Here is a 22,151-nt window from a genome sequence, read left to right on the forward strand (position 1 = left end):
CTCCCCAACTGACGATTCTGTGGCAGGGTAAGCCCATGGACCACGAGGGGCACGACGGCGCCGCGCGCCATTGGGATGAGATGTACCGCAGCCGGCCACGCGTGTGGAGCGGCCGGCCCAACCCGCAGCTGGTGGCAGAAGCAGCCGGGCTGGAGCCCGGCACTGCCCTGGACCTGGGCTGCGGGGAGGGCGCCGATGCCCTGTGGCTCGCCGAGCAAGGCTGGGCCGTGACCGCGGTGGACGTTTCCGCCGTCGCACTGGAACGGGCCGAACAGCATGCCGCGGGCTCAGCGGCCGGAAGCCGCATCACGTGGCTGCAGCGCGACCTTGACGCGTGGGCGCCGACGGAACAGTTCGACCTTGTGTCCGCCCAGTTCCTGCACTCCACCGAGGCTCCGTGGCAGCGGCCGCACCGCGTGGCTGCGGACGCTGTCCGCCCGGGCGGGACGCTGCTGATTGTCGGCCACCATCCCGAGGGCCTGCCGCCGTGGCGGAGCCAGCCGGACGAGAGCCAATCGGGCGAGGACAGCCGCCCGGAGGAGAGCCACACCGGGGAGCACAGCCACTCGCACGGGGGCGACGCCCATGCGAATTCCGGGATGTTCTTCACGGCGGAGCAGGCCGCAGACGAGCTCGGGATCGCGCCACCGCAGTGGCGCGTGGATGTTGCCGCCAGCCGCGAGCGCGAGGCCACGGGCCCGGACGGGCAGTCGGCCGTGCTCGCCGACGCCGTCCTGCGCGCCACCCGCCTGCAGCCGCCACTCGCCTAGTCCGGAGCAGAAGCAGCCGGGACACCTATCGAGAGGAGCACACGGATGGCCAGGTTGGTCGCCGAGATGACAATGTCCCTGGACGGCTTCATTGCCCTCCCCGACGACTCCGTCAACGGGCTCTTCGACTGGTACAACAACGGCCCCGTGGAAGTCCCCACGGCCAGGCCGGACATGACCTGGCACGTGACTGAGGCCAGCGCCATGCATCTGCGGCGCACCATGTCCACGGCCGGCGCCATGCTGGTGGGCCGCCGGATCTTCGACCTGACGCACGGCTGGGACGGCCGGCATCCCATCGACTGCCCCATTGTTGTGCTCAGCCATTCGGTCCCGGACGGCTGGCCCCGCGACGGAATCCCCTACACGTTCGTCACCACCGGGTTCGCGGATGCGGTGAGGGCCGCCACCGCTCTGGCCGGGGACAAGGACGTGTCCCTGGCGGGGCCGGACATCATCCGGCAGGCGATCGACGCCGGACTGGTGGAGGAGATCCGGGTGAACCTGGCGCCGTGGATCCTCGGCCACGGCATCCGGTTCTTCGACAACCTCGCGGCGGCGCCGGTGAAGCTGGAGCAGACAGCGGCGATCCAGGGCGACGCCGTGACCCACCTGTACTACAGGGTCCTCCCCCGCATCTGACGTTTTCCCTTGGAGTTTTCGTACACGTATCGCGACTTCGAAACGGTTTAGCTCGCGATATCTGTACAAAAACTTTGCTAGTGGGCGACGCGGGGCGCCAGGGCGACCGCGGCTGCGGCGATCACCGCGGTCAGCACGAAGACGCCGGTGAAGGAGGCCGCCGTCGTCGTAAACGCCGTGAACACGATCCCCGTGGCGGCAAGCGAGAGCGCGCCGCCAAGCGAGTCGGAAATGGACATCGCGGAGCTGTTGAAGCCCTCGGTGTCGGGCGTGGAAAGAGCCAGCGTCATCACGCTCAGCCGCGGATACATGAGTCCCATGCCGCCGCCGGCCAGGACCCAGCCGGCAATCGCGACGGCGGCCGGCCAGCCAAGCGCAGTGGTCACCAGGGCCAGGGCGATCGCCAGCAGCACCATCACCGAGCCGATCCGCACGGCAACCGGGCTGCCAAGCCGCCCGCCCAGACGGCTCTGGACGCCCGACGCCGCCGCCCAGGCGAGGGCTCCGCCGGTCAGCGTGAGGCCGGCGAAGGTGGGCGAGAAGGCGTAACGCTCCACGAGCAGGTACGGCAGGTACACCTCAGCGCCGAAGAAACCGGCCGCAACCAGTCCGCGGATGAGGATCACGCTGGGCAGGCCCCGCCGGGCCGTGAGGGTTCCGCGCGGCACCAGCGGCCGAACGGCCAGCAGTGCAATGACGACGGCGGCCCCCGCCAGGAACGGTCCCGCCACCGAAAGCCCGGAGGACAGATTCAGGCCCAGCACCGCCAGCGCGGCCAGGGCCGCCCACGCCAGCCGTCCCGGCGCCCATGGCACCGGGGAACCCGCCGGATCTGATGCGGTTCCGCCGCCGGAGCCGTCCGCGGAACCGTTCCCGTTGGCGTTGCCGGACCGGACGCCTCGCAGCGCGGGGAGCAGCATCGCCAGGGCCGGAAGCACCAGCACGACGACGCCGAGGAATACCCAGTGCCAGCTCGCCAGCTGGGCCACAAGACCCGCGGCGAACGGCCCCACAAGGGACGGGATCACCCACGCGGCGGAGAAGGCGGCGAAGATCTTGGGGTGCAGGACGGCCGGATAGACCCGTGCCACCACCACATACAGGGCAACCGTCATGGCGCCGCCGCCCAGCCCCTGCACCAGCCGGCCGGCCACCACCGCCCACATGGTGCCGGCGGTTCCGGCCACCAGCAGGCCCAGCGCAAAGACCGCCACGGAGGAGAGCAGCGGGCCGACGGGTCCGCGCCGGTCGGACCAGTTCCCGGCGCCCACCATGCCGATCACGCCGGTGGCCAGCGGTCCCGCGAAGGCGAGGGCGTACAGGCTGGCCCCGCCGAGCTCGCGGCTCACGACGGGCATGACGGTGGTGACGGCGAGGGACTCGAACGCGGCGAGGAACACCAGCGCGCAGGCCCCCACGGTCACCAGCAGGTAGGGCCGCTGGAGGATTCCGGCACCGGGCCGGGCGGACACGGCTGATGCGCGCATTCAGCCCACCAGCTCGGGGGCGCCGGTGGTCACGGCGACGACGTCGCCGCTGGCCGTCGAATCCGGGTTGAGCATCCAGCCCACGCGCTTGACCGTCCTGAGCATGACCACGCTCTCCACGAGCTCGATGCCCGGGATGCGCTGTTGGAGGGCCAGCTCGGCGTTCATGACGTCGGCGAGCGACTGCAGCCACATGATGATGACGAAGTTGGTGCGCCCGGTGGTGGACGCGCTCAGCCGGACGTTCCGGAAGCTGCGGAGCTCCTCGGCCGCGGCTTCGTGTTGGCCCGGCGGGACATTGGCGAACCAGTGGCAGGTCACCGGGAAACCCGAATACTTCTGCGCAATCTCGCAGCGGAAGGACAGCACTCCGCTGGCGAGCACCCTGTTCAGCTGGCGCTGCACGGTGGCCGGATGCCGGTCCAATGCCCTGGCGATTTCTGCCGCCGTCGCGCGGCCGTCCTTCGACAGGAACGGCAGGATCGCCAGGTGGCTGGCGGGCAGCGGCTCCCCCACCGCCGCCGAGGGCGCAGACCCCGCGGCCTCGGGACCGGCAAGCGCCCGGAGCGCCTGGAGCTGGCTGCGGTTGAGGACGTTGATGCGCCAGGCATAGGCGCCGGTGTGCAGCCGTGTGGCCAGTGCGGTCTGGTATTTGACCAGCCCCTCAATGGCATGCAGCCTCGAGGCCACAGCGGTGAAGTGCTGCAGTGACCCGGTGATGACCGTCAGCATCAGGTCCCGGTTGCTCGCCGCCTCCTCCACGGTGACGATCTCGGGCACCGCGGCCAGCGCCTGGGTGACCTCCGCCCGGCGGTGCAGCTCGCACTCGACGTCAACGAAGGCGAGGCACATTTTCTGCGGATCCCCCATCGGGTGCGCCGTGACCCAGGCGGCGCCGGCGGCAGTGAGGCGTTCCCACCGTGCGGCCAGGGTGGTGGCGTGCACGCCCAGGACCTCGGCGGCGTCGGCCCAGCTCAGCCGCGGCGCGATCTGCAGGGCGTTGATCAGCGCGAGGTCCTCCTCGGTAACGTCCAGCGGTCTCCCCTCCCGTAAGGTCCTGCACGAATCCTGCATATGGGCCCGGGCTTTTGCATTTTTCCAGCACTTCAGCCGGATGTGAACCAGGCCACTCCAGAATAGACCCACAGCACCGGACCACCAACGAGGAGAACACGTGCCGATTGCCGCAGACGCCCGCCAGATGCAGGAAGACCTTGCCCGGTTCCGCCACGACCTGCACCGGGAACCCGAAATCGGACTGCAGCTGCCGCGGACCCAGGAAAAGGTACTGAAGGCACTTGAGGGCCTGCCGTATGAAATCACCCTGGGCAAGGAGACGACGTCTGTCACCGCGGTCCTGCGCGGCGGGGATTCCACCGCCGCCAGCACGCCCGCCGTCCTGCTCCGGGCGGATATGGACGGGCTTCCCGTCCAGGAGAAGACCGGCGTCGACTACACCTCCACCATCGACGGCGCGATGCACGCGTGCGGCCATGACCTGCACACGTCCATGCTCACCGGCGCGGCCACCCTCCTCGCCGAGCGGCGGCACCGGCTGGCGGGCGACGTCGTCCTGATGTTCCAGCCCGGCGAGGAAGGCTGCGACGGCGCCAGCTACATGATCCGAGAAGGCGTCCTGGATGCCCCCGGCCGGCGCGTGGACGCGGCCTACGGCATGCACGTCTTCTCCTCCCTCGAGCCGCACGGGACGTTCTGCACCAAGCCCGGCGTGATGCTCAGCGCCTCCGACGGACTGGTGGTCACCGTGCTCGGCGCCGGCGGCCACGGCTCCGCCCCGCATTCGGCCAAGGATCCCGTAACGGCCGCGGCCGAGATGGTCACGGCCCTGCAGGTGATGGTCACCCGCCAGTTCAACATGTTCGATCCCGTAGTCCTCTCCGTCGGGGTGCTCCACGCAGGCACCAAGCGCAATGTCATCCCGGAAACGGCCCGCATCGAGGCCACCATCCGCACGTTCTCCGAGGAGAACCGGCAGCGGATGATGGACGCCGTGCCCCGGCTGCTCAAGGGCATCGCCGCGGCACACGGGCTCGACGTCGACGTGGACTACCAGCAGGAATACCCCCTCACCATCACCGACCAGGACGAGACGCACACGGCGGAAAAGGTCATCACCGAACTGTTCGGCGACTCGCGGCTCTCACGGTGGGCCACGCCGCTGAGCGGCTCCGAGGACTTCTCCCGGGTGCTGGCCGAGGTGCCCGGCACGTTCGTCGGGCTGAGCGCCGTCCCCCAGGACGCGGACCACGCCACCTCCCCGTTCAACCACTCGCCGTACGCAACGTTCGACGACGGCGTGCTGGCTGACGGTGCCGCGCTCTACGCGGAGCTCGCCATCAGCCGCCTGGATGCCCTTTCCGCCGCCGGCGCCCGGGTCCCCGCTTCCGTTCCGGCCCTCTAGCCCGCCCATCCCAGGGAGACAACCATGACCGCCATCATCAACGCCCAGCGCGACGGCAGGACCTCGACCCGCAAGACCATCATCGGCACCGGCATCGGAAACGCCGTTGAATGGTACGACTGGGCCATCTACGCCACCTTCACGCCGTTCATCGCCAGCCAGCTGTTCAGCAAGTCCGATCCCGCCTCAGCCGTGCTGTCCACACTGGCGATCTTCGCCGTCGGCTTCGTTGCCCGTCCTTTCGGCGGTTTCCTGTTCGGCTGGATCGGTGACCGGGTGGGCCGCAAGGCGTCCATGACGCTCGCCGTCGGCCTGGCGTCGCTGGGCAGCCTCATGATCGGCATCGCCCCCACGTTCGCCAGCGTCGGGGCCTTCGCGTCGCTGATGCTGCTGGTGGCACGGCTGGTCCAGGGCCTGGCCCACGGCGGCGAACTGCCGTCGTCGCAGACCTACCTCTCCGAAATGGCGCCCCGGGAACACCGCGGATTCTGGGCCACGCTGATCTACACCTCCGGGACGGTCGGGATCCTGTTCGGGACCCTGCTGGGCGCAGTGCTGAACATGGCACTGACCACTGAGGTCATGAACGCCTGGGGCTGGCGCATCCCGTTCCTGATCGGAGCCGCGATGGGCCTGTACGCACTGATCATGCGGTCCCGGCTGCACGAGACGGACGTCTTCGAGGGCGAGACCGCCACGGAGAAGCGCGCCCCGCTCTGGCCGCAGATTGTCCGGTACCGCAAGCAGGCCCTGCAGGTGATCGGCCTGACCGTGGGCCTCACTGTCATCTACTACATCTGGGGCGTCGTGGCGCCCAGCTACGCGACCACCGCCCTGAAAATCGACCGCGGCGAGGCCCTCTGGGCCGGCGTCATCGGCAACATCGTCTTCATTGCCGCGCTTCCGGTCTGGGGCAAGCTGTCCGACCGGATCGGACGCAAGAAGGTCCTGTGGGCCGGCGCGATCGGCTCAGCCGTGATGCATTTCCCGATGACGTGGCTGCTCAAGGACTCCGCCTGGCAGCTGGCCGTGAGCATGTCCGTGATGCTCATCTTCATCGCCGCGAGCGCCGCCATCGTTCCGGCCGTGTACGCCGAGCTGTTCCCCACCAGCATCCGCACCGTGGGTGTCGGTGTGCCGTACTCCATCTGCGTGGCAGTGTTCGGCGGCACGGCACCCTACCTGCAGCAGTGGCTGGGCACCACCGTCCACATGCCGAACCTGTTCAACGTCTACGCGGTGGTGCTGCTGGCCGTCAGCGTGGCCTTCATCTTCACCATCCCCGAGACCAAGGGCAAGGACCTGGCGCACTGACCTTTCCCCCAACTAGGTAGCAGCTGAGGGCGTTCTGAGGGTTCAGAACGCCCTCAGCTGCTACCTACTTGGGTGTTCAGCCGCCGATGTAGCGGTTCCGGCCCGCCCGGTAGCCAAACACCGCGGCCAGCGTTCCCACCGCCAGGAACAGGAGCCCCGCCGCTGTAAACGATCCGGTGCCCTGGTGCAGCTGCCCCACCAGGAGCGTGCCGGTGGAGCCGAGCCCGTAGCCCACCCCCTGCATCATGCCGGAGAGGTGGGCTGCGGTGTGCCCGTCGCGGGTGCGGAGCATGATCATCGTCAGGGCGACGGCGGTGAGGCTTCCCTGGCCCAGCCCCAGCAGGCCCGTCCACACCCAGACCAGCTCGAGCGGGCCGAAGATGCTCAGGGCAAAGCCGCCGCCGGTCATGAGCGCCACGACGCTGTTAATCACCCGCTGGTCGCGGAACCGGGCCGCGAGTGCCGGGGCGAACAGCGAGCCCAGCATCTGCAGCACAATGGACACCGACACGATCAGCCCGGCCGTTCCGCCGTCCACGCCGCGCTCGCGCAGGATCGGCGCGAGCCAGGCAAAGACACTGAAGGACATCATCGCCTGCAGCACCATGAAGATCGTGACCTGCCAGGCCACCGCCGAGCGCCACACGTTCACGCCCTCCCGCACCGCCGTGTGCTGCCCGTGCCGCTGCCGTACCGCCACCGGCAGGAAGAGCAAAAGCACGACGGCGGCCGGTGCCGCCCAGAACCACAGCGCCGAAGTCCACTGGCCTGTGGCGCTGAAGACGGGGTAGGTGAAGCCTGCACCCAGGGCGGCCGACGCACAGATCGCAGTGGTGTACAGGCCGCCCATCAGGCCGAGCCGGTGCGGGAAGTCCCGCTTCACCAGCCCGGGCAGCAACACGTTGCACAGCGCAATGGCGGCCCCGCAGGCAGCCGTCCCGGCGAAAAGCGCCGGCAGGTGCCCGGCGCCCGCGATCTCTGCGGGCCGCAGGAGCAGGCCCGCCGTCAGGACCGCCATCGCTCCGAGCAGGACCCGTTCCGCGCCGAACCGGCGGGCCAGGACCGGGGCCAGCGGCGCAAACACACCGAGCAGGGTGACCGGCACCGTGGTCAGCACCACCACGGCCCAGCCAGGCAGGCCGGCGTTGGACGTCACCTCGGGCAGTACCGCCGAAAAGCTGGAGAACACAGTCCGCAGGTTCAGCCCGATCAGCACCAGGCACAGGCCCAGGTAAGCCAAAGCCCGGCGGCCGGTCACACGGGTGGGTTCGGCAGCGGGAACGTCGTCGGCCTCTGCGTCCACCAGGATGTTCGGATTGCCGGCGTTGGGTTGCGGCTGATTGCCGTCGTGTTGGCGTGGGTTCTGGGCGTCGATCACCTGCCCATTCTTGCAGTCGCCCTGTGCGGGCCCGGGCGACCCCGCCCGCTGCCCCGGACCGCGCCTCCCGGATCGGGTTATCCACATACGGAATCGCACGGTACCCCGGGCTCCCCCGGGGCCAATACTGTGGTCGGCACGTAGCTTTTCAACCAGCCGGCCCGGCCGACTCAGGAGGGAACCATGAGCTTTCCGCAGGCACCGGAGCACGATGAGCCGCCACCGCGGTGCGGGCCAGCAAGCAACCGTCCCCGCGGCCAATGGCAGGGCGGATCCGGCCCCGGCGTGGCCAGCATCATGTGTGCCGTGCTGGTGATGCCCAGCATGATGGTCACAATTGTGCCGACAATGTTCGTCGCCCTGTTCACCCGTCCAGATACCGGCAGTAACGGCAAGGAATGGATGGCAAATTTTGTCTTTCTTAGCCTGCCAGCCTTGCTCGGACTGCTCTCCATAATTTTCGGGCTCTTCGCGCTCAGACGGTCGCCACGCGGTTCCAACGGGTGGAGCACAGGTCTCGCCGGCCTCGTCGTCGTGCCATTGGAGGCCGTCATTATATTTCTGCCGGCGATTCAGCGCGGCCAGTTTGATGTCTTCTATTGAAAGGATGCCCTGAAACCACGTCCTCATAACCGCCGGTATTCTGGAAGGGATGAGCGAATCTCCCGAATCCCCGCAGCCGCCGGCAAATCCGAACCAGCCCCGGCCGGTCACGCCGGGAAGCCAGGCCTCCTACGGAACCTACGGCGGCCGGCCGGTCAGCTTCGTTCGGCGCGGAACCCGGCTGCAGGGACGCCGCCAGGCGGCCTGGGAGGAGCACTCCGGCCGCTGGGCCATCGACGTGCCCCGCCACGTGGCCAATACATCCGTCCACCCCGACTACTCATTCGACGCCGAAGCCGAATTCGGGCGCCGGGCACCGCTGATTGTGGAGATCGGCTCGGGCCTGGGGGAGGCGGTCTGCCACGCCGCAGAGGAAAACCCGGACAGGGACTTCCTTGCCGTGGAGGTCTACACTCCCGGCCTGGCCAACACCATGATCAAGATCAACAGCCGCGGCCTGACCAACGTGCGCGTGGTGGAGGCGAACGCCCCCGAGGTCCTGGCCACCATGCTGCCGCCCGGCTCGGTCAGCGAACTGTGGATCTTCTTCCCGGACCCCTGGCACAAGTCCCGGCACCACAAGCGCCGCCTGATCCAGCCCGAATTCGCCGAGCTCGCCGCGAAGGCGCTGAAACCGGGCGGCCTCTGGCGCATCGCCACGGACTGGTCCAACTATGCCGTGCACGTCCGCGACGTCCTCGCCGGATCGGAGGCGTTCGAAAACCTTCACAACGGTGAGCGCAGCGGCCCCGAGAGTCCCCTCACCCATGTGTGGCAGACCGGCGTCGAGTCGCTGGTGGGCGGCGCACCGGTGAAAGAGGGACGCGCACCCGTGAGCACAGAACACACAGGACCCAACGAGGGCATCGACGAAAGAGGCGGCTGGGCCCCCCGGTTCGAGGGCCGCATCCGCACCAGCTTTGAGACCAAGGCGCACGAAGCCGGCCGTTTGATTTTCGACCTCTGCTACCGGCGGATCTAGGGCCGCCGCGGCCTCTGTTCCCCGGCGCCCCGCCGTGGCACGATAAGCGTGTGGCGGGTAGCCGCGGGAGATGCACGAGCGTGCCGGCGCGAAGGAACGATCATCAAACGAGAATTGAGAAGCGCAGCGGACAAGGCCGAAGTCGCCACGAATTCGCACGCGCTCGAGATATTGGCCAGAGCGGGATTTGCCGTGAGCGGCGTGCTGCATTTCCTGGTCGGGACCATCGCTATCGGGTTGGCCACCGGAAAGGGCGGCCGGGCGGATGTCAGCGGCGCCGTCGCGGAGCTGGCCAGCCAGCCTGCCGGGCCCGTGCTTCTGTGGGCCAGCTTCGCGGCGTGCGTGGCCTTGGCACTGTGGCAGGCCAGTGATGCCATTTTCGACTTTGAGCATCTGCCGCCGAAAGACAAGACGGCCAAGAAGCTCAAGGCCGCGTTGCAGGCCGCTGTTTATGCCGCACTCGCTTTTTCGCTCGCAGCGTTCGCACGCGGGGCAGGCCAGGACAACAGGGAATCCGCCAGCGACATGACCGTCAACCTTCTGAAAGCCCCGGGCGGCGTCCTGCTCCTGGTGCTGATCGGAGCGGCTGTGGCCATCACTGGGATCGTCTACGGCGTGCGCGGATTCAGGAAGTCGTTCGAGAAGCACATCAACTTGCCGCCCTCACCCAACGCGCGGAAGGCCGTGACCGCGCTGGGCGTGGCCGGGTATGTGGCCAAGGGCGTTGCCCTCTTCGTGACCGGCCTGCTGGTGATCATCGCCACCGTCACGGCGCATCCGGAGCAGTCGACGGGGCTCGATGGCGGGCTCAAGGCACTGCGTGAACAGCCCTTCGGGATCTACGTTCTGGCTGCCGTCGGCGTGGGACTCATCTGCTACGGCGTGTACATGGTGGTGCGGGCGAAGCTCGCCCGCATGTAAGTCAGCAGTACGGCTCAGCCTGGCACGGAGATAACGGCAATAGTCTGCTGCCTGTCGTTCCGCACCTCAACGCTGGCGATGTTCGTGTACTGCAGCGGGGTAGCGCTGGTGACCCGGACCCTTCCGCTCGGCGTCGCCATCCACGCACAGGCCCGGTCCTCAACTCCGGCGCGGTCCTTCACCCACAATGAAAGCCGTCCGTTCTGGGGCAGGCTCCGGCCGTCGACGGCCAGTTCGGTGCCCCAGGTTTTCTTGACCATTCCCACCGTGACCTGCATACCGGTGTCGGCTTTGACCGAGTAGCTGGCGTCGGGCTTGTCGGCGGGATCAAAAAGCGGCGCCGCCGCAAATCCCAGGGCCAGGCATGCCGCCGCCACCACCCCCACAAGGGCCGTCAGCCGCCGTCGGGAATTACGACGGCGGGCAGCCAGTTCGTCCAGAACGGGCTGAGGGACGGGGGCCAGGTCGGGTGACGCGGGGTCCGATCCGGGCCGGCGGGCCGCCGGGACGGCGAGCGCCACGGCGTCCGGGACCGGCACGGCATCCAGCAGTCCCGGCAGGGATTCCAGATCCGACAGTTCACTGCGGCACGTCTCGCAGTGCTTGAGGTGGTCCTCGAAGCGCAGCTTGTCCGCCTCATCAAGCCCACCCAGCAGGTATGCCCCCAGCAACTCATGGACTTCCTTGCCGTTCACCGTTCCACGCCCATTTCGTCGAGTATTGTCCGCAGGGCCTTCACCGCGTAGAAGGCCCTGGATTTCACCGTTCCGCTCGGAATGTTCAACTGCACCGCCGCCTCGCCCACCGTGAACCGCCGGTAGTGCAGTGCCACCAGCACATCACGGTGCTCCGAACTCAGCCGCAGCAGCGCCTCCTCCATCAGTACCTTGTTCAGCAGGTCGTCAACGCGTCCGGTGGCCTCCTCCGGGTCCGCAATGTCACGGTCCTCGGTTTCCTGCGGCCGGCGCTGGGCTTTCCGGTAGTTGTCGATCATGATGTTCCGGGCGGTCCGGAACAGGTAGCTGCGCATGCTGCCCGTCACCATGGGTGCCTGCTGCCAGACACGAAGCACCGTTTCCTGGACGATGTCGTCGGCCAGGTGCGGGTCACGGGAGGCACTGAGCACAAATCTGCGGAGCGCCGTTCCGTGCTCGCGGTAGATCGCTGCAACTAAATCCTCATCCAGCGGCACCTTCGGCCTCCCTGCAACGACCTATGAAGCCGGATCCGAGGGCCGGCCTTCCTGACAAATATGACGTCTGCATCCGGAGATAGGTTCACTTCCGGTCCGCGTCAGATTCTTTGAACCATTCTTCACCTTTGTGCGTCATTCCAAATAGCGCCGGTCTCTCAGTCTGCCGGCCCGAGCCAAGGAGCAGCACATGAAGAAGCAACTGAGCGTTGGCCTCGCAGTTATGGCCCTTGCCGCCTCACTGACGGCCTGTGGCGGCGGATCCGGCACAACCACCACCACCACTACGGCTGCGGCCCCGGCCAGCGAGTCACCGGCCACCACCGCCAGCGCATCGGCCACCAGCGATAGCGCCACGGTGGACCTCAAGACCGCGTCGTCCAGCAAGGGTGAGATCGTGGTGGACGGCAAGGGCATGAGCGTCTACTACTTCACGAAGGACGTCAAGGACTCCGGCAAGAGCAACTGCTTGGGTGACTGCCTCGTGAAGTGGCCCCCGGTGTTTGCCGCCACGGACTCCCCCAAGGTCGAGGGTGTAACGGGGACGGTCGGCACCATTGATACGCCCGACGGCAAGAAGCAGGTGACAGTCAACGGCATGCCCGTCTACCTGTGGGAGAAGGACAAGGCCCCCGGCGACATCACCGGGCAGGGCGTCGGCAACGTTTGGTACCTCGTGGCACCCGACGGGACCATGATCAAGTAGAGCCTGCAGGTTTGGGGCCGGCGCCTCTGACGGAGGTGCCGGCACTACCATCGGAGCATGGCGAATCCCCTCGATCTGAATGCAGCGGCCGGCACCTGGAAGTCCATGGTGGACAGCAGCCAGGCACTGCTGCTGCGGAAGTCAGGACATGACGTCCAGTGGTGGGCGGAGCAGGGACGCTCCGCCGGATTGAAGGGCGACGCCGAGCTGCGCGAATGGATGCGCGCCGGGCACGGAATCACGGGCTACGCCCAATACGCCGTGTCCTGGGAAATGTTCGGCTATCCCGAGTTCATGCTGCGGGACGCCGACGAACTCCTTGACGTCCAGTACAGGGACCACCCGAACCTGCGGCCCATCGCCAACACCCTCCTGGCATGGGCCGCAGCCCATCCGGGCGTGGCAATCCAGATGCGCAAAGGCTACATATCGCTGCACAGCAGCCGCCGGAAATTCGCCCAGGTGACCCGGGCGAACAACACCGCAGTGGATGTTACCCTCCGCCTTGAGGCGCCTATTGGGGAGCGCCTCAAGGCAGTCAGGGTCCGCGAGGGCGACTTTTTCGACCGCAAGGTCCGGCTCACATCGGAGGCCCAGGTAGACCAGGAATTCCTTGACTTCCTCGAGACGGCGCTCGAGCAAAACAGCTGACATCACCGCTGATCGAGCCTGTCGAGATCAACGCACGCCACCTGACCGGCGCTCGGTTTCGACAGGCTCAACCAGCGGGACCCGGTGTCGACAGGCTCAACCAGCGGTGACGCTGAGGCTTACCAGGACGGCGCCGTCGCCTTCGGCCAGCAGCCCGACGGCGGTGCTGGACTCCGTGGGGAAGATCAGGTCCGTGAGGGTCACTAGCCCGTCCTGGGCGAAGACCTCCACGGAGCAGCGGTCCAGGAAGATCCTGAGCCGCAGCAGGCCGCTGGCGTCCAGGGAAACGGGCACCCGCTCCACGGACGGGAAGTCGGCATGGAACCCGGCGTTTCCGGACCCGCTGCGGTCCAGGCTGAGCTCGCCGGACAAAGCGGAGTAGGCCAGCACGGTCCGCTCCTGCACGCCGTCTGCCTCGCCGGCGCGCAGCGCCAGCCCAACTTTGCCCGCGGAACCGGGCCGGAACACGGCGTCGATGCGCAGCACATCCCCGGCGGCCTCCGCGGGCAGCCACCGGACGCCGTCCGCCAGCTGTTCCGGACCCGTGGCGAACAGCTCCGTACCGGCAGCCTCGAACGGGTCAACGGCCGCCTGAACGAGCGCGGGGTGACCGGCGCGGGTCTCCAGCCGGACCTCGCGGACAAGGGACATGGCGCTGCGCCAGCCCTGCGACGGGGTGCTGGCCGCGTACTGCCAGTTGTTCATCCAGCCGATCATGAGGCGGCGCCCTCCGGGGGCATTGCTGAAGGAGACGGCGGCGTAGTAGTCCCGGCCCCAGTCGAGCCAGCCGTAGTCCGGCATCCGGCTGTCGTCCGTCTGCATGCCCTCGGTGACGGTGGTCTCGGAACGGAACGTCACGCCGTCGAACGTTCCCAGGAAGTACTGGCCCGCCGAGCCACCGGCGATACCGCCGGGGTTCAGGTTCACCACGAGGACCCACCGGGTGTTGCCGGCGTCGCCGTCCACGGGCAGTTCGAACAGGTCCGGGCATTCCCAGACCCCGCCCGTGGCGTTGGCGGGACCGAAGGTGCTCAGATACTCCCAGGACTTGAGGTCGGCGGACTTGTAGAGGACCACTTCCCGGTTCTCGGCCTCGACCGCCACCATCACCCAGTAGCTCCCGGCGTCGCCGTCATACCAGAAGACCTTGGGGTCGCGGAAGTCCGCGGACGCCCGGTCCAGCACCGGGTTCCCCGCATACTTGGTCCAGGTGGCACCGTCGTCGGTGCTGTACGCGAGGGACTGCGCCTGCCGCCCGGCGAGCGGCGACGCCGGGGCGTAGGCACTGGTGTAGACGGCCACCAGCGGCGGCACTCCCCCGACGCCGAACCCGCTGGTGTTGCGGAAATCCACCACAGCCGAGCCGGAGAAGATGGCCTCCTGCTCGTCGCACGGGATGGCCACGGGCTGCTCGTCCCAGGTCAGCAGGTCCGGCGAGGTGGCGTGGCCCCAGGACATGTTGCCCCACACGTCAGCGAACGGGTTGTGCTGGTAAAAGAGGTGGTACACCCCGTTGGAGTACACCAGCCCGTTCGGGTCATTGAGCCAGTTGCGCTCGGCGGCGTAGTGCCATTTGGGCCGGTAGCGGCAGTCGAGCGCGGAAGTTGCATTCAGGGAAGTCATGGTTCGCTTTCGAACTAGGAACTGGGGCTGGGTCAGCCTTTGACACCGCTGGAGGCGATGCTGTTGATGAAGGAGCGCTGGAACGCGATGAAGAGGACCACCACGGGAACGGTGATCAGCGAGGCGTAGGCCATGACTTCACCCCAGGAGACATTCAGCTGGAAGAAGTACTGGATGCCGATCATCACCGGGCGCAGCTCCTCTGACTGGACCACCATGAGCGGCCACAGGTAGGAGTTCCAGGCGGGCAGGAATGTCAGGATGGCCACCGTGGCCGTGGCGGGACCGGCGAGCGGCATGACCACCTGGCGGTAGATCTTGAACCACCCGGCCCCGTCGATCCGGGCCGCCTCGTCCAGTTCCTTGGGAATGGACTCGAAGTACTGGTGGTACAGGTAGATGGAGAACGCGTTGGCGATGAACGGGATGATCTGGACCTGGTAGGTGTCCAGCCAGCCCTTCGAGATCTCCAGGCTGAAGCCGTTGAGTTCGAAGTACGGCAGCTGGTTCACCCACCACACCAGCGGCAGGGCCAGGGTCTGGAACGGCACGATGAGCGTGGCGAGAATGGCGGTGAAGACCACCTTCTTGCCGCGCACCTGCATGCGGGACAGCGCAAAGGCGCACAGGCTGTTGACGAAGATTCCCAGGACCACTGTCACCGCGGAGACACCGACGGAGTTGATGAGGAAGCGCGCGGCCGGAACCCGGTCGAAGACGGCGGTGTAGTTGTCCAGCGAGATGTTGCCAATGGGCAGGAAGGCCGCAACGGAGGACATGTCACCGAAGATCTGCTGGTCCGGCTTGAGCGAGGACACGAGCATGAACACGATGGGGAAGGCGGCGACGGCGGCAAACAGGATGCGCACGGCCGCGGCGCCGATCGAATTGAGGCGGAACGCGTTTTTCACGTCAGTCCTTCTCTCGGGTCAGGTAGCGCTGGACCGCGGAGATCAGCAGTACCAGGACGAAGAATACGAGCGAGATGGCGGAGGCGTAGGAGGTCTCCTGCTGCTTGAAGCCGGAGCGGACCGCCTCGTAGATGATGGTGGTGGTGGAATCGAGCGGGCCGCCCTGCGTCATGACGCTCACCTGGTCAAAGAGGCCAAGGGCCTGGATGGTGATGGTCACCAGGACCAGGGTGCGCGTGTGCTTCAGGCCCGGCCAGGTCACGTACCGGAACTGGTGCCAGCGGCTGGCGCCATCCAGCTGGGCCGCCTCGTACAGCTCGCCGGAGATGCTCTGCAGCCCGGCCAGCCAGATGATCATGTGGAAGCCGGCGGCCTGCCAGATGGACAGCGCGATGATGGCCGGCATGGCGGTGGCGGGGTCGTTCAGCCAGTCCGCGCCCGGGATGAGGCCGAAGCTGAACGTGGACAGCAGCTCGTTGATCAGCCCGTCCTTGCGGTACATGAAGAGCCAGAGCAGCGACACCACCACCATGGACGTGACCACGGGGAGGAAGTACACGGTGCGGAAGAAGTTCACGCCCCGGAACTTCTTGTTGATCAGCAGTGCCATGGCCAGTGCGAGACCGGACTGCACCGGAACCACCACCACGGCGAAGTAGCTGACGTTCAGGAGCGCCCGCCAGAATGTGGGGTCGGTGAAGAGCCGGGCGAAGTTGTCCATCCCGACGAACTCCACCGGGCGCGGGGAGATGAGGCGGGCGTTCGTGAAGGCCAGGCCGAAGCCAAGGATCGCCGGCAGGAACACGAAGGCGAGCAGGAGGACCGCTGCCGGCGCGATCATCCCCCAGCCGCTGAGCTGTTCGCGCAGGTGGCGCGGGCGTTTGCGGCGGGCTGCCGCCGGGGTGGTTCCGCCGGGCGCCGGAACGGCGGGGCGGCGGGAGGGAAGCTGGGTGGTTGTCATGGGAGTCTCCGTTGACAGTCAGTGCCGGGTGGAGGACGACGGCGGCAGGTGCCGCCCGCCGTCGTCCTCCCGTCCGGCGGCTGGCTAGTTCTTATAGCCGCCGTTGGACTTGATGTTGGCGTCAATCGCCTTGACCGCCTTGTCCAGGACGGTCTTCGCGTCGGCCCCGGCCAGGATGTCCTGAACGGCCTTGCCGTACTCGGTGGCGATGAACGGGTAGGCAGGCGTTTCCGGACGCATGACGGCCTGCTGGCGGGACAGTTCCATGAACACCCGGTTCTCGCCGCCCTCGGCGAAGGCGGGGAGCAGGGCCGCGGCCTCATCGGTGGCCGGAATGGTTCCGGTGGCCTTGGCCACGGCGGCGATGTTTTCCGGCTTCAGCGAGTACGAGAGGTAGTCCATGGCGGCCTCGGAGTTCTTGCAGCCGCTGGTCACGCCCCACTGCCACGAGGCACCGCCGATCTTCGGGCCGTTGCCGAGGTCCACGGAAGGCATGACAGCCAGGTCCTTCCCGAGCGCCTTGCGGGCCTTGTCCGCAGCCCACGAGCCGGTGTAGACGATGCCGCTCTTGTTGTTCAGGAAGTCCTGGGTGGAATCCTTGCCGCTCTTCTTGGCCATGAAGCCCTGGTCGGCCAGTCCGCGGAACCACCCGGCCCACTCGACGGCCTTATCACCGTTGAGGGCCCCGTCCGCCGACTGGAAGCCGTCGCGGTTGACGAGGTCTCCGCCGAAGGACTGGAGCAGCGGCGAGTAGGCGTAGGGCAGCCACTCGCCGGTGCCGGCAGTCCCCATGTCGAGGGGGTACTGCCACTTGCCCAGGGCCTTGAGCTTGGTCAGCGCGTCCTGGAATTCCTCCTTGGTCCACGGCTTTTCAACCGTGGCCACGCGGACGCCGGCTGCCTTCAGGTCCGAGGTGCGGGCAAGCATGGCGAGGGCGACGTCGTAGTAGCCCACCGCGTACGTCTCGCCCTCCCACTTGGCGACGGTGCTGGGGAGGTTCTTGGACAGGTCGGCCGATAGCTTCAGCGGGGTCAGGTACTTGGCCCACGCCCAGTTGGGCACGTTGGGCCCGTCGATGTCCACGATGCACGGCAGCTTCCCGGCAGCGGCGGCCGAAACCACGGAGTCGTTGTAGGAGTCCTGCGGGAATGCCTGCACCTTGACCTGGGCCTTCGCGTCGCCGCTCTTGTTGTACTTGTCGACGATGGCCTTGATGGCGGCGAGCTCGTCAGGGTTGCCCGCGTTGTGGGTCCACATGGTGATCTCGTTGCCGCCCTCGGACGTGGCGGATGCGCTGCCCTTGCCGCAGGCAGCGAGGCTGCCCATGAGGGCCGCCGCGGCTATGCTGGTGGCCAGGATCCGTGTGAATCGCTTGTTCATGAAGGTCCAGTCTTTCTGCTGATTTTGCGCGTGGATGATTGGCCCGGGTCCGAAGGGACGCGGCCGCTGCAACGGCTGCGTCCCTTTTTCAGGCGGACGCCGGGTGGACTGCTGGTGGTTGCTGTTGTGGACTGCGCTCAGGTCCTGGGCGGACCTACGGAGCCCCGTTCGATCAGGGGACATGCGAGCCGCACCTGTTCCGGCGGCGTATCCGGGTTGTCAATGTCGTCCAGAACGCGGTTGACCGCCCATCGCCCCATGTCGTAGTGCGGCAGGGCCACCGTGGTCAGGCCCGGCCACAGCGAGTCCGCGATGAGCTCCAGATTGTCGATGCCGACGATCGAAACGTCATCCGGGATGGTCAGCCCCAGTGCTGTTGCTGCCTGGTAGGCGCCCATGGCCACCCTGTCACTGAAGCAGAACAGGGCTGTTGGGCTGTCCTGCTGGCTGAGCAGCGCCAGCGCGGCTTCTCTGCCGCCGGAGGTCTCCGGCTCTGCGATGACGAGGTGCCTCGGATCGTGCTCGATGCCGTGGCGGCGCAGGGCATTGTGGAATCCTTCCAGCCGGCCGTGCGTTGCGGGAATGTCGTCCACGTTGTTGATCATGCCGATCCGCGTGTGGCCAGCCCTGATGAGGGCTTCGACGGCGGTTTCGGCGGCATTGACCTCATCCGGAACGATGGAGGAAACCGAGGGGTCCCCGGTCACGGCGTCCAGCAGCACCGTGGGGATTCCGGAGAGCGCCGGCGGCAGCTCGACGCCCTGGTGGTACAGCCGGGCGTACACCACGCCATCCACCTGGTGTTGCTGAAGCATGGTGATTTCGCGGTGTTCGAGCTCGCTGTCCAGGCCCGAGTTCACGACCATGACCACGTAGCCCCGCTCGTAGGCCGCGTCCTGCGCTCCGCGGATCATGGCCCCGGCGAATGGCGTGGTGGTGATCTCGTCGCTGACCAGGCCGAGGATCTGGGAGCGCTGGTTGCGCAGCCCGCTGGCGAGCCGGTTGGGAGCGTAGCCAAGGTTCCTGGCCACGTCCCGGACGTGCTGCTGGGTTTCCGCTTTGACCCGGGAGCTGGTGGCATCGTTGAGTGCATGGGACACAGTGGTCACTGAGACTCCGGCGGCCTTGGCCACTTCGCGTATCCCTACTCGCGTCGTCATCGACTTCCTTTGCAAAACGTTTTGGTTCGGTGTGAACGAGAGTACACAAAACGTTTTGCATGTGTCAAGCGTCACTCGGGAAGGGTCCTGGTTCCACAGGCTCAACCAGCGGACATGGGTCCGGCCCGTTGCCTCCCTTTCGGGCGGCAACGGGCCGGAGATCCGGTGATGCTGTGCGGCTACCCTCCGGTGGTGAAGCTCCAGGAGAGGCCGCTGAGCGGGTTCCCGGCGGCATCCTTGATGCTGGTGGAAATGGTGGCCGTGTACTTGGTGTTGGCCGCCAGGGTCACGTTCGGGTTCAGCGTTGCTACCCGGGTGGTGGCGTTGTAGCTGACGGCGTAGCTCACTAGGGCGCCTGTGGCGGCGTTCCGGAGGGCAAACGTTCCATTGGCTACGCCGATGACGTTCTCGCTGATGGTAGCGGTGACGTTGGCGGTGCGGCTGACGGCCGTGGCGTTCGCGGCCGGGGACTTGGCGGTCACGACCGGCCGCGGTCCCGTGGTGAACGCCCAGGAGTTGGCAGCGATCGGGTTGCCGGCGATGTCCGTGATGCCCGCAGTCAACGTTGCGGTGTGCTTCCGGTCAGCCACCAGCGTCGCACTCGGGTTCAGGGTGGCCACCCGGGTGGTGGCGTTCCACGAAACCGGAGCCGCCAGGAGCGCCCCTGCGGAGTTCTTCAGGGTGAAGGATGCCGTGCCCAGGCCCGTGATCGCCTCGTTGAAGGTTGCCGTGACGTTGGCCGTCTGGCTTACCATCAGCGAGTTGACGGCCGGTGCCTTGGCGGTGACCACGGGACCCGCAGTGTCGACAGTGAAAGCCAGGGAGCCGACGGACATCGTTTCGATTCCGCCGCTGACTTCGCCGGCGGTGACTGTGTGCCGCCCGTTGGTCAGCGTCCGGTTGGACGTGATCGAGTAACTGCCGTTCGCGGCCACCGATGCAGAGCCGCTGGCCACGCCGTCGATGTAGAGGTTGACGGTTGTGGCGTCCGGCAAGGCGGCCGCGCCAGTGAAGCTGGGGGTGGTGCTGCGCGTGATGTTGTCCGTGTTGAAGCGTCCGGTGTCGCTGGCAGCCGTCAGGTCGGGCACGGTCGGACCGCTGGCCAGGGGTGCCGTGCACTCCGGGCCGGCGGGTCCGCCGATGGCCCCGTACTCGAAAATCGTGACTTCGTTGCCGATGGCGGCGTCGCGTCCCAGCCACAGGCCCCGGCTTTCCGCGTTGGTGGCCGAGACGGCGCGGTCTGCGTCGGACAGGCCGTCGGCACCCACACCGGTGAGGCCAGTCCAGGTGGCGGTCCAGGTGGTGAGGCCCGGTCCGTCATAAACAATGACGCCGTCGTCCCCGGCCCCGGGGGCGCTGGCACGAAGTGTGCGCCGGCCGTTGAGCGCGAACTCCTGGTTCGCCGCCACCACCCTGGCTTCCAGCTGGTCCGCCGGGAGCTGCCCGCCGCCGGGTGCAACAGCGGTGCCCTTCATGACCACAGTGCCGGCGTCGACCTTGGTGGCCGGCTGCGTGACTGTGACGTTGCCTACGAACGTCTGGTCGCCGACGTCGGGCGCTGTCAGGACACGGATCACGTCACCGGAGCGGATGTCCGGCGTGGTTCCTTCCCAGCACCCTCCGCCGGGGTGGTTGACTTCCACGACGCCGGCCACGGGCACCAAGTTCGACGCTGTGCCGATGACTGCGCCGCCGCGGAGCACCTGGATGGTGGGACGGTCGCCGGCCGCGTAGCCTTCGGCCGAGACCATGTCCCGCTCCGGAAATACAGTGATGGGGTGCGTACCCGGGTCACTGATGACGGCGAAGGCCGGAACAGCCGCTGTCGGAACGGCCAGCGCAATCAGCGCGCCAGCCGTCACTGCGGCAGCCAGGCGTGGACGAATTCTTGCAGGTTTCATGGAAAGCTCCCCTCAAAGGCCCCAGACTTCACCCGGCTGAGACCCAGCGAGGTGATCCTCTTCAGGTCCATGATCTGAAGAGGATGCCAGTATCCGGACGCCACCCTGCGGAAACCTTGATCGTCCGGCAGCCCGCCCCCTCAAGGGGGCCACTGCGAGGGGGGCAGCCGGCACAGGAAATACCGACCGCCCCGTGCGGGGCTACGCCTCCACGAGGTCTTCCCCCAGTTCTTCGAACTCGACGGCGGCCACGATTTCCTTGGTGTCCGGGTTGAGCATGAACGCCTCGTCGTCGTCCTCGATCATAAGGAAGTCGCCGTGGTCGGTGCTGAAGCGCCACGCGAGCACCGTCTCGCCGTTGTGGTCGTAGTTCGGATCGCCCATGGTGATTTTCTGCAGCTCGTACCCGGCGATGTCGCACAACTCGCGGATGATGACCTCGAATTCCGGGGCGTTCTCCAGGGCCTCTTCCTCGGCTTCGGCGCGTCGCTCTTCGAGGTCCGGCAGCGCCGCCACGCGCTGGGCGATGTGCGCGGTGAGCCCGTCGTCGTCCAGGACCAGCAGGCCTTCCTGTCCGCGCAGCCACGCCGCGTTGAGGGCCACTATGTCCTCGGTTTCGAGGAGCGATTCGAATTCGGCGTCGAGGTCCTCCATGGCCTGCACGCGTTCCGGGAGCTCGCCGGTTTCACCGTCTTCACCGGCGCCGGCCTCGCCGTCCAGGTAGATGTCCGTTTCCTCCTCGGACAGGGAATCGAATGCCTCCACGGTGCGGTCGAAGAGGTCAACGTGCGCTGCGGCGCCCATGCCGTCCAGGCCCTCGCGGATGTAGGCGTCAAGCTCCTCACGGTCCGGGGCGGTGAAGAGGTACTGCGCAAAGCCGCCGCCCAGGGACTGCGTCAGGTAGAAGTCCACGAAGTAGCTGCGCAGGGCGTTGGGCGCGATCTCTCCCGGGCCGAGGAGCTCCTGGTACATGGTGTTCACCACGGCAACGTTGGAATCAACTGTCTCTGCATCGCTGCCGCTGTCGCTGCCTGCTGTGCCTTCGACGGTCAGGACAACGGGGTATTCGCTGGAGGTCATGGGAAATCCTTACTGCAGAAAGCCGGTGATGCTCAGGACTCTCCCAACGTATGCGCCGCCGGCTGCC

General features: G+C 67.3%; 21 protein-coding genes. 9 read left to right on the top strand and 12 right to left on the bottom strand.

The window, feature by feature from the left end; genetic code table 11:
- The first annotated feature begins 35 nt into the window (after positions 1–35).
- Positions 36–770: an SAM-dependent methyltransferase gene (locus ARGLB_RS12785; RefSeq protein WP_003803090.1), complete on the top strand. Its 735-nt coding sequence runs from the start codon at positions 36–38 to the stop codon at positions 768–770.
- A gap of 45 nt (positions 771–815) precedes the next feature.
- A complete protein-coding gene (locus tag ARGLB_RS12790; protein ID WP_003803092.1) occupies positions 816–1,412 on the top strand; it encodes a dihydrofolate reductase family protein in 597 nt (198 codons plus the stop codon).
- 77 nt (positions 1,413–1,489) lie between these two features.
- Here ARGLB_RS12790 and ARGLB_RS12795 read toward each other — a convergent pair whose 3' ends face one another.
- Complete coding sequence (locus ARGLB_RS12795) at positions 1,490–2,899, bottom strand: MFS transporter (protein WP_003803093.1); 1,410 nt, start codon at positions 2,897–2,899, stop codon at positions 1,490–1,492.
- Positions 2,900–3,973 (bottom strand): Lrp/AsnC family transcriptional regulator, encoded by a 1,074-nt coding sequence (locus ARGLB_RS12800; protein WP_003803096.1) that lies wholly within the window; start codon positions 3,971–3,973, stop codon positions 2,900–2,902.
- 100 nt (positions 3,974–4,073) lie between these two features.
- Between ARGLB_RS12800 and ARGLB_RS12805 the strand changes: the two genes are divergently transcribed.
- Both ARGLB_RS12805 and ARGLB_RS12810 read left to right on the top strand, forming a co-directional pair.
- Complete coding sequence (locus ARGLB_RS12805) at positions 4,074–5,321, top strand: M20 metallopeptidase family protein (protein ID WP_003803098.1); 1,248 nt, start codon at positions 4,074–4,076, stop codon at positions 5,319–5,321.
- Positions 5,322–5,345: 24 nt separating this feature from the next.
- Positions 5,346–6,635 (top strand): MFS transporter, encoded by a 1,290-nt coding sequence (locus ARGLB_RS12810; protein ID WP_003803100.1) that lies wholly within the window; start codon positions 5,346–5,348, stop codon positions 6,633–6,635.
- A 76-nt stretch (positions 6,636–6,711) separates the two neighbouring features.
- Here ARGLB_RS12810 and ARGLB_RS12815 read toward each other — a convergent pair whose 3' ends face one another.
- Positions 6,712–8,010 (bottom strand): MFS transporter, encoded by a 1,299-nt coding sequence (locus ARGLB_RS12815; protein ID WP_050934361.1) that lies wholly within the window; start codon positions 8,008–8,010, stop codon positions 6,712–6,714.
- A 186-nt stretch (positions 8,011–8,196) separates the two neighbouring features.
- On the opposite strand from ARGLB_RS12815, the gene ARGLB_RS12820 reads away from it, so the two are divergent.
- The 3 genes from ARGLB_RS12820 to ARGLB_RS12830 all read left to right on the top strand — a co-directional run bounded on the left by ARGLB_RS12820 (position 8,197) and on the right by ARGLB_RS12830 (position 10,519).
- Complete coding sequence (locus tag ARGLB_RS12820; protein ID WP_003803105.1) at positions 8,197–8,616, top strand: hypothetical protein; 420 nt, start codon at positions 8,197–8,199, stop codon at positions 8,614–8,616.
- A gap of 49 nt (positions 8,617–8,665) precedes the next feature.
- Positions 8,666–9,598, top strand: a complete 933-nt coding sequence (gene trmB / locus ARGLB_RS12825) for a tRNA (guanosine(46)-N7)-methyltransferase TrmB (protein ID WP_003803106.1) — start codon at positions 8,666–8,668, stop codon at positions 9,596–9,598.
- 114 nt (positions 9,599–9,712) lie between these two features.
- The gene (locus ARGLB_RS12830) at positions 9,713–10,519 is read left to right on the top strand and encodes a DUF1206 domain-containing protein (RefSeq protein WP_003803108.1); all 807 of its coding nucleotides are present in this window, start codon (positions 9,713–9,715) and stop codon (positions 10,517–10,519) included.
- A 14-nt stretch (positions 10,520–10,533) separates the two neighbouring features.
- Here the strand turns inward: ARGLB_RS12830 and ARGLB_RS12835 are convergent, their stop codons facing one another.
- Together ARGLB_RS12835 and ARGLB_RS12840 are read right to left on the bottom strand one after the other, a co-directional pair.
- Positions 10,534–11,214, bottom strand: a complete 681-nt coding sequence (locus ARGLB_RS12835) for a zf-HC2 domain-containing protein (RefSeq protein WP_003803110.1) — start codon at positions 11,212–11,214, stop codon at positions 10,534–10,536.
- Complete coding sequence (locus ARGLB_RS12840) at positions 11,211–11,711, bottom strand: sigma-70 family RNA polymerase sigma factor (protein WP_003803112.1); 501 nt, start codon at positions 11,709–11,711, stop codon at positions 11,211–11,213. Before ARGLB_RS12840 ends, ARGLB_RS12835 begins: the two co-directional genes overlap by 4 nt.
- A gap of 190 nt (positions 11,712–11,901) precedes the next feature.
- Here ARGLB_RS12840 and ARGLB_RS12845 point away from each other — a divergent pair, with 190 nt between their 5' ends.
- Positions 11,902–12,417 (top strand): COG4315 family predicted lipoprotein, encoded by a 516-nt coding sequence (locus tag ARGLB_RS12845; protein WP_003803114.1) that lies wholly within the window; start codon positions 11,902–11,904, stop codon positions 12,415–12,417.
- Positions 12,418–12,474: 57 nt separating this feature from the next.
- On the top strand, positions 12,475–13,068 hold the full coding sequence (locus ARGLB_RS12850) for a DUF5655 domain-containing protein (protein ID WP_050934357.1): 594 nt from the start codon (positions 12,475–12,477) through the stop codon (positions 13,066–13,068).
- 96 nt (positions 13,069–13,164) lie between these two features.
- On the opposite strand, the gene ARGLB_RS12855 is transcribed toward ARGLB_RS12850, so the two are convergent.
- The 7 genes from ARGLB_RS12855 to ARGLB_RS12885 all read right to left on the bottom strand — a co-directional run bounded on the left by ARGLB_RS12855 (position 13,165) and on the right by ARGLB_RS12885 (position 22,084).
- The gene (locus ARGLB_RS12855) at positions 13,165–14,691 is read right to left on the bottom strand and encodes a glycoside hydrolase family 32 protein (protein WP_003803118.1); all 1,527 of its coding nucleotides are present in this window, start codon (positions 14,689–14,691) and stop codon (positions 13,165–13,167) included.
- A 32-nt stretch (positions 14,692–14,723) separates the two neighbouring features.
- Positions 14,724–15,602: a carbohydrate ABC transporter permease gene (locus tag ARGLB_RS12860; protein ID WP_003803120.1), complete on the bottom strand. Its 879-nt coding sequence runs from the start codon at positions 15,600–15,602 to the stop codon at positions 14,724–14,726.
- Between the two features lies 1 nt (position 15,603).
- On the bottom strand, positions 15,604–16,563 hold the full coding sequence (locus ARGLB_RS12865; RefSeq protein WP_003803122.1) for a carbohydrate ABC transporter permease: 960 nt from the start codon (positions 16,561–16,563) through the stop codon (positions 15,604–15,606).
- A gap of 84 nt (positions 16,564–16,647) precedes the next feature.
- Positions 16,648–17,943 (bottom strand): sugar ABC transporter substrate-binding protein, encoded by a 1,296-nt coding sequence (locus ARGLB_RS12870; protein WP_043419062.1) that lies wholly within the window; start codon positions 17,941–17,943, stop codon positions 16,648–16,650.
- A 137-nt stretch (positions 17,944–18,080) separates the two neighbouring features.
- Positions 18,081–19,103, bottom strand: coding sequence for a LacI family DNA-binding transcriptional regulator (locus tag ARGLB_RS12875; protein ID WP_043419064.1), 1,023 nt, complete (start codon positions 19,101–19,103; stop codon positions 18,081–18,083).
- 179 nt (positions 19,104–19,282) lie between these two features.
- Positions 19,283–21,004 (bottom strand): Ig-like domain-containing protein, encoded by a 1,722-nt coding sequence (locus ARGLB_RS22455; protein WP_003803126.1) that lies wholly within the window; start codon positions 21,002–21,004, stop codon positions 19,283–19,285.
- A 201-nt stretch (positions 21,005–21,205) separates the two neighbouring features.
- Entirely contained in the window at positions 21,206–22,084 is an 879-nt protein-coding gene (locus ARGLB_RS12885) for a DMP19 family protein (protein WP_003803128.1), read from the bottom strand.
- Between the last annotated feature and the right edge of the window lie 67 nt (positions 22,085–22,151).

It is taken from the genome of Arthrobacter globiformis NBRC 12137, from assembly GCF_000238915.1.
Taxonomy (GTDB): domain Bacteria; phylum Actinomycetota; class Actinomycetes; order Actinomycetales; family Micrococcaceae; genus Arthrobacter; species Arthrobacter globiformis.

Coding starts and splice junctions, on each gene's coding strand:
- ARGLB_RS12785 (WP_003803090.1), top strand. CDS start 36: ATGGACCACGAGGGGCACGACGGCGCCGCGCGCCATTGGGATGAGATG.
- ARGLB_RS12790 (WP_003803092.1), top strand. CDS start 816: ATGGCCAGGTTGGTCGCCGAGATGACAATGTCCCTGGACGGCTTCATT.
- ARGLB_RS12795 (WP_003803093.1), bottom strand. CDS start 2,899: ATGCGCGCATCAGCCGTGTCCGCCCGGCCCGGTGCCGGAATCCTCCAG.
- ARGLB_RS12800 (WP_003803096.1), bottom strand. CDS start 3,973: ATGCAGGATTCGTGCAGGACCTTACGGGAGGGGAGACCGCTGGACGTT.
- ARGLB_RS12810 (WP_003803100.1), top strand. CDS start 5,346: ATGACCGCCATCATCAACGCCCAGCGCGACGGCAGGACCTCGACCCGC.
- ARGLB_RS12820 (WP_003803105.1), top strand. CDS start 8,197: ATGAGCTTTCCGCAGGCACCGGAGCACGATGAGCCGCCACCGCGGTGC.
- trmB (WP_003803106.1), top strand. CDS start 8,666: ATGAGCGAATCTCCCGAATCCCCGCAGCCGCCGGCAAATCCGAACCAG.
- ARGLB_RS12845 (WP_003803114.1), top strand. CDS start 11,902: ATGAAGAAGCAACTGAGCGTTGGCCTCGCAGTTATGGCCCTTGCCGCC.
- ARGLB_RS12850 (WP_050934357.1), top strand. CDS start 12,475: ATGGCGAATCCCCTCGATCTGAATGCAGCGGCCGGCACCTGGAAGTCC.
- ARGLB_RS12855 (WP_003803118.1), bottom strand. CDS start 14,691: ATGACTTCCCTGAATGCAACTTCCGCGCTCGACTGCCGCTACCGGCCC.
- ARGLB_RS12865 (WP_003803122.1), bottom strand. CDS start 16,563: ATGACAACCACCCAGCTTCCCTCCCGCCGCCCCGCCGTTCCGGCGCCC.
- ARGLB_RS12870 (WP_043419062.1), bottom strand. CDS start 17,943: ATGAACAAGCGATTCACACGGATCCTGGCCACCAGCATAGCCGCGGCG.
- ARGLB_RS12875 (WP_043419064.1), bottom strand. CDS start 19,103: ATGACGACGCGAGTAGGGATACGCGAAGTGGCCAAGGCCGCCGGAGTC.
- ARGLB_RS22455 (WP_003803126.1), bottom strand. CDS start 21,004: ATGAAACCTGCAAGAATTCGTCCACGCCTGGCTGCCGCAGTGACGGCT.
- ARGLB_RS12885 (WP_003803128.1), bottom strand. CDS start 22,084: ATGACCTCCAGCGAATACCCCGTTGTCCTGACCGTCGAAGGCACAGCA.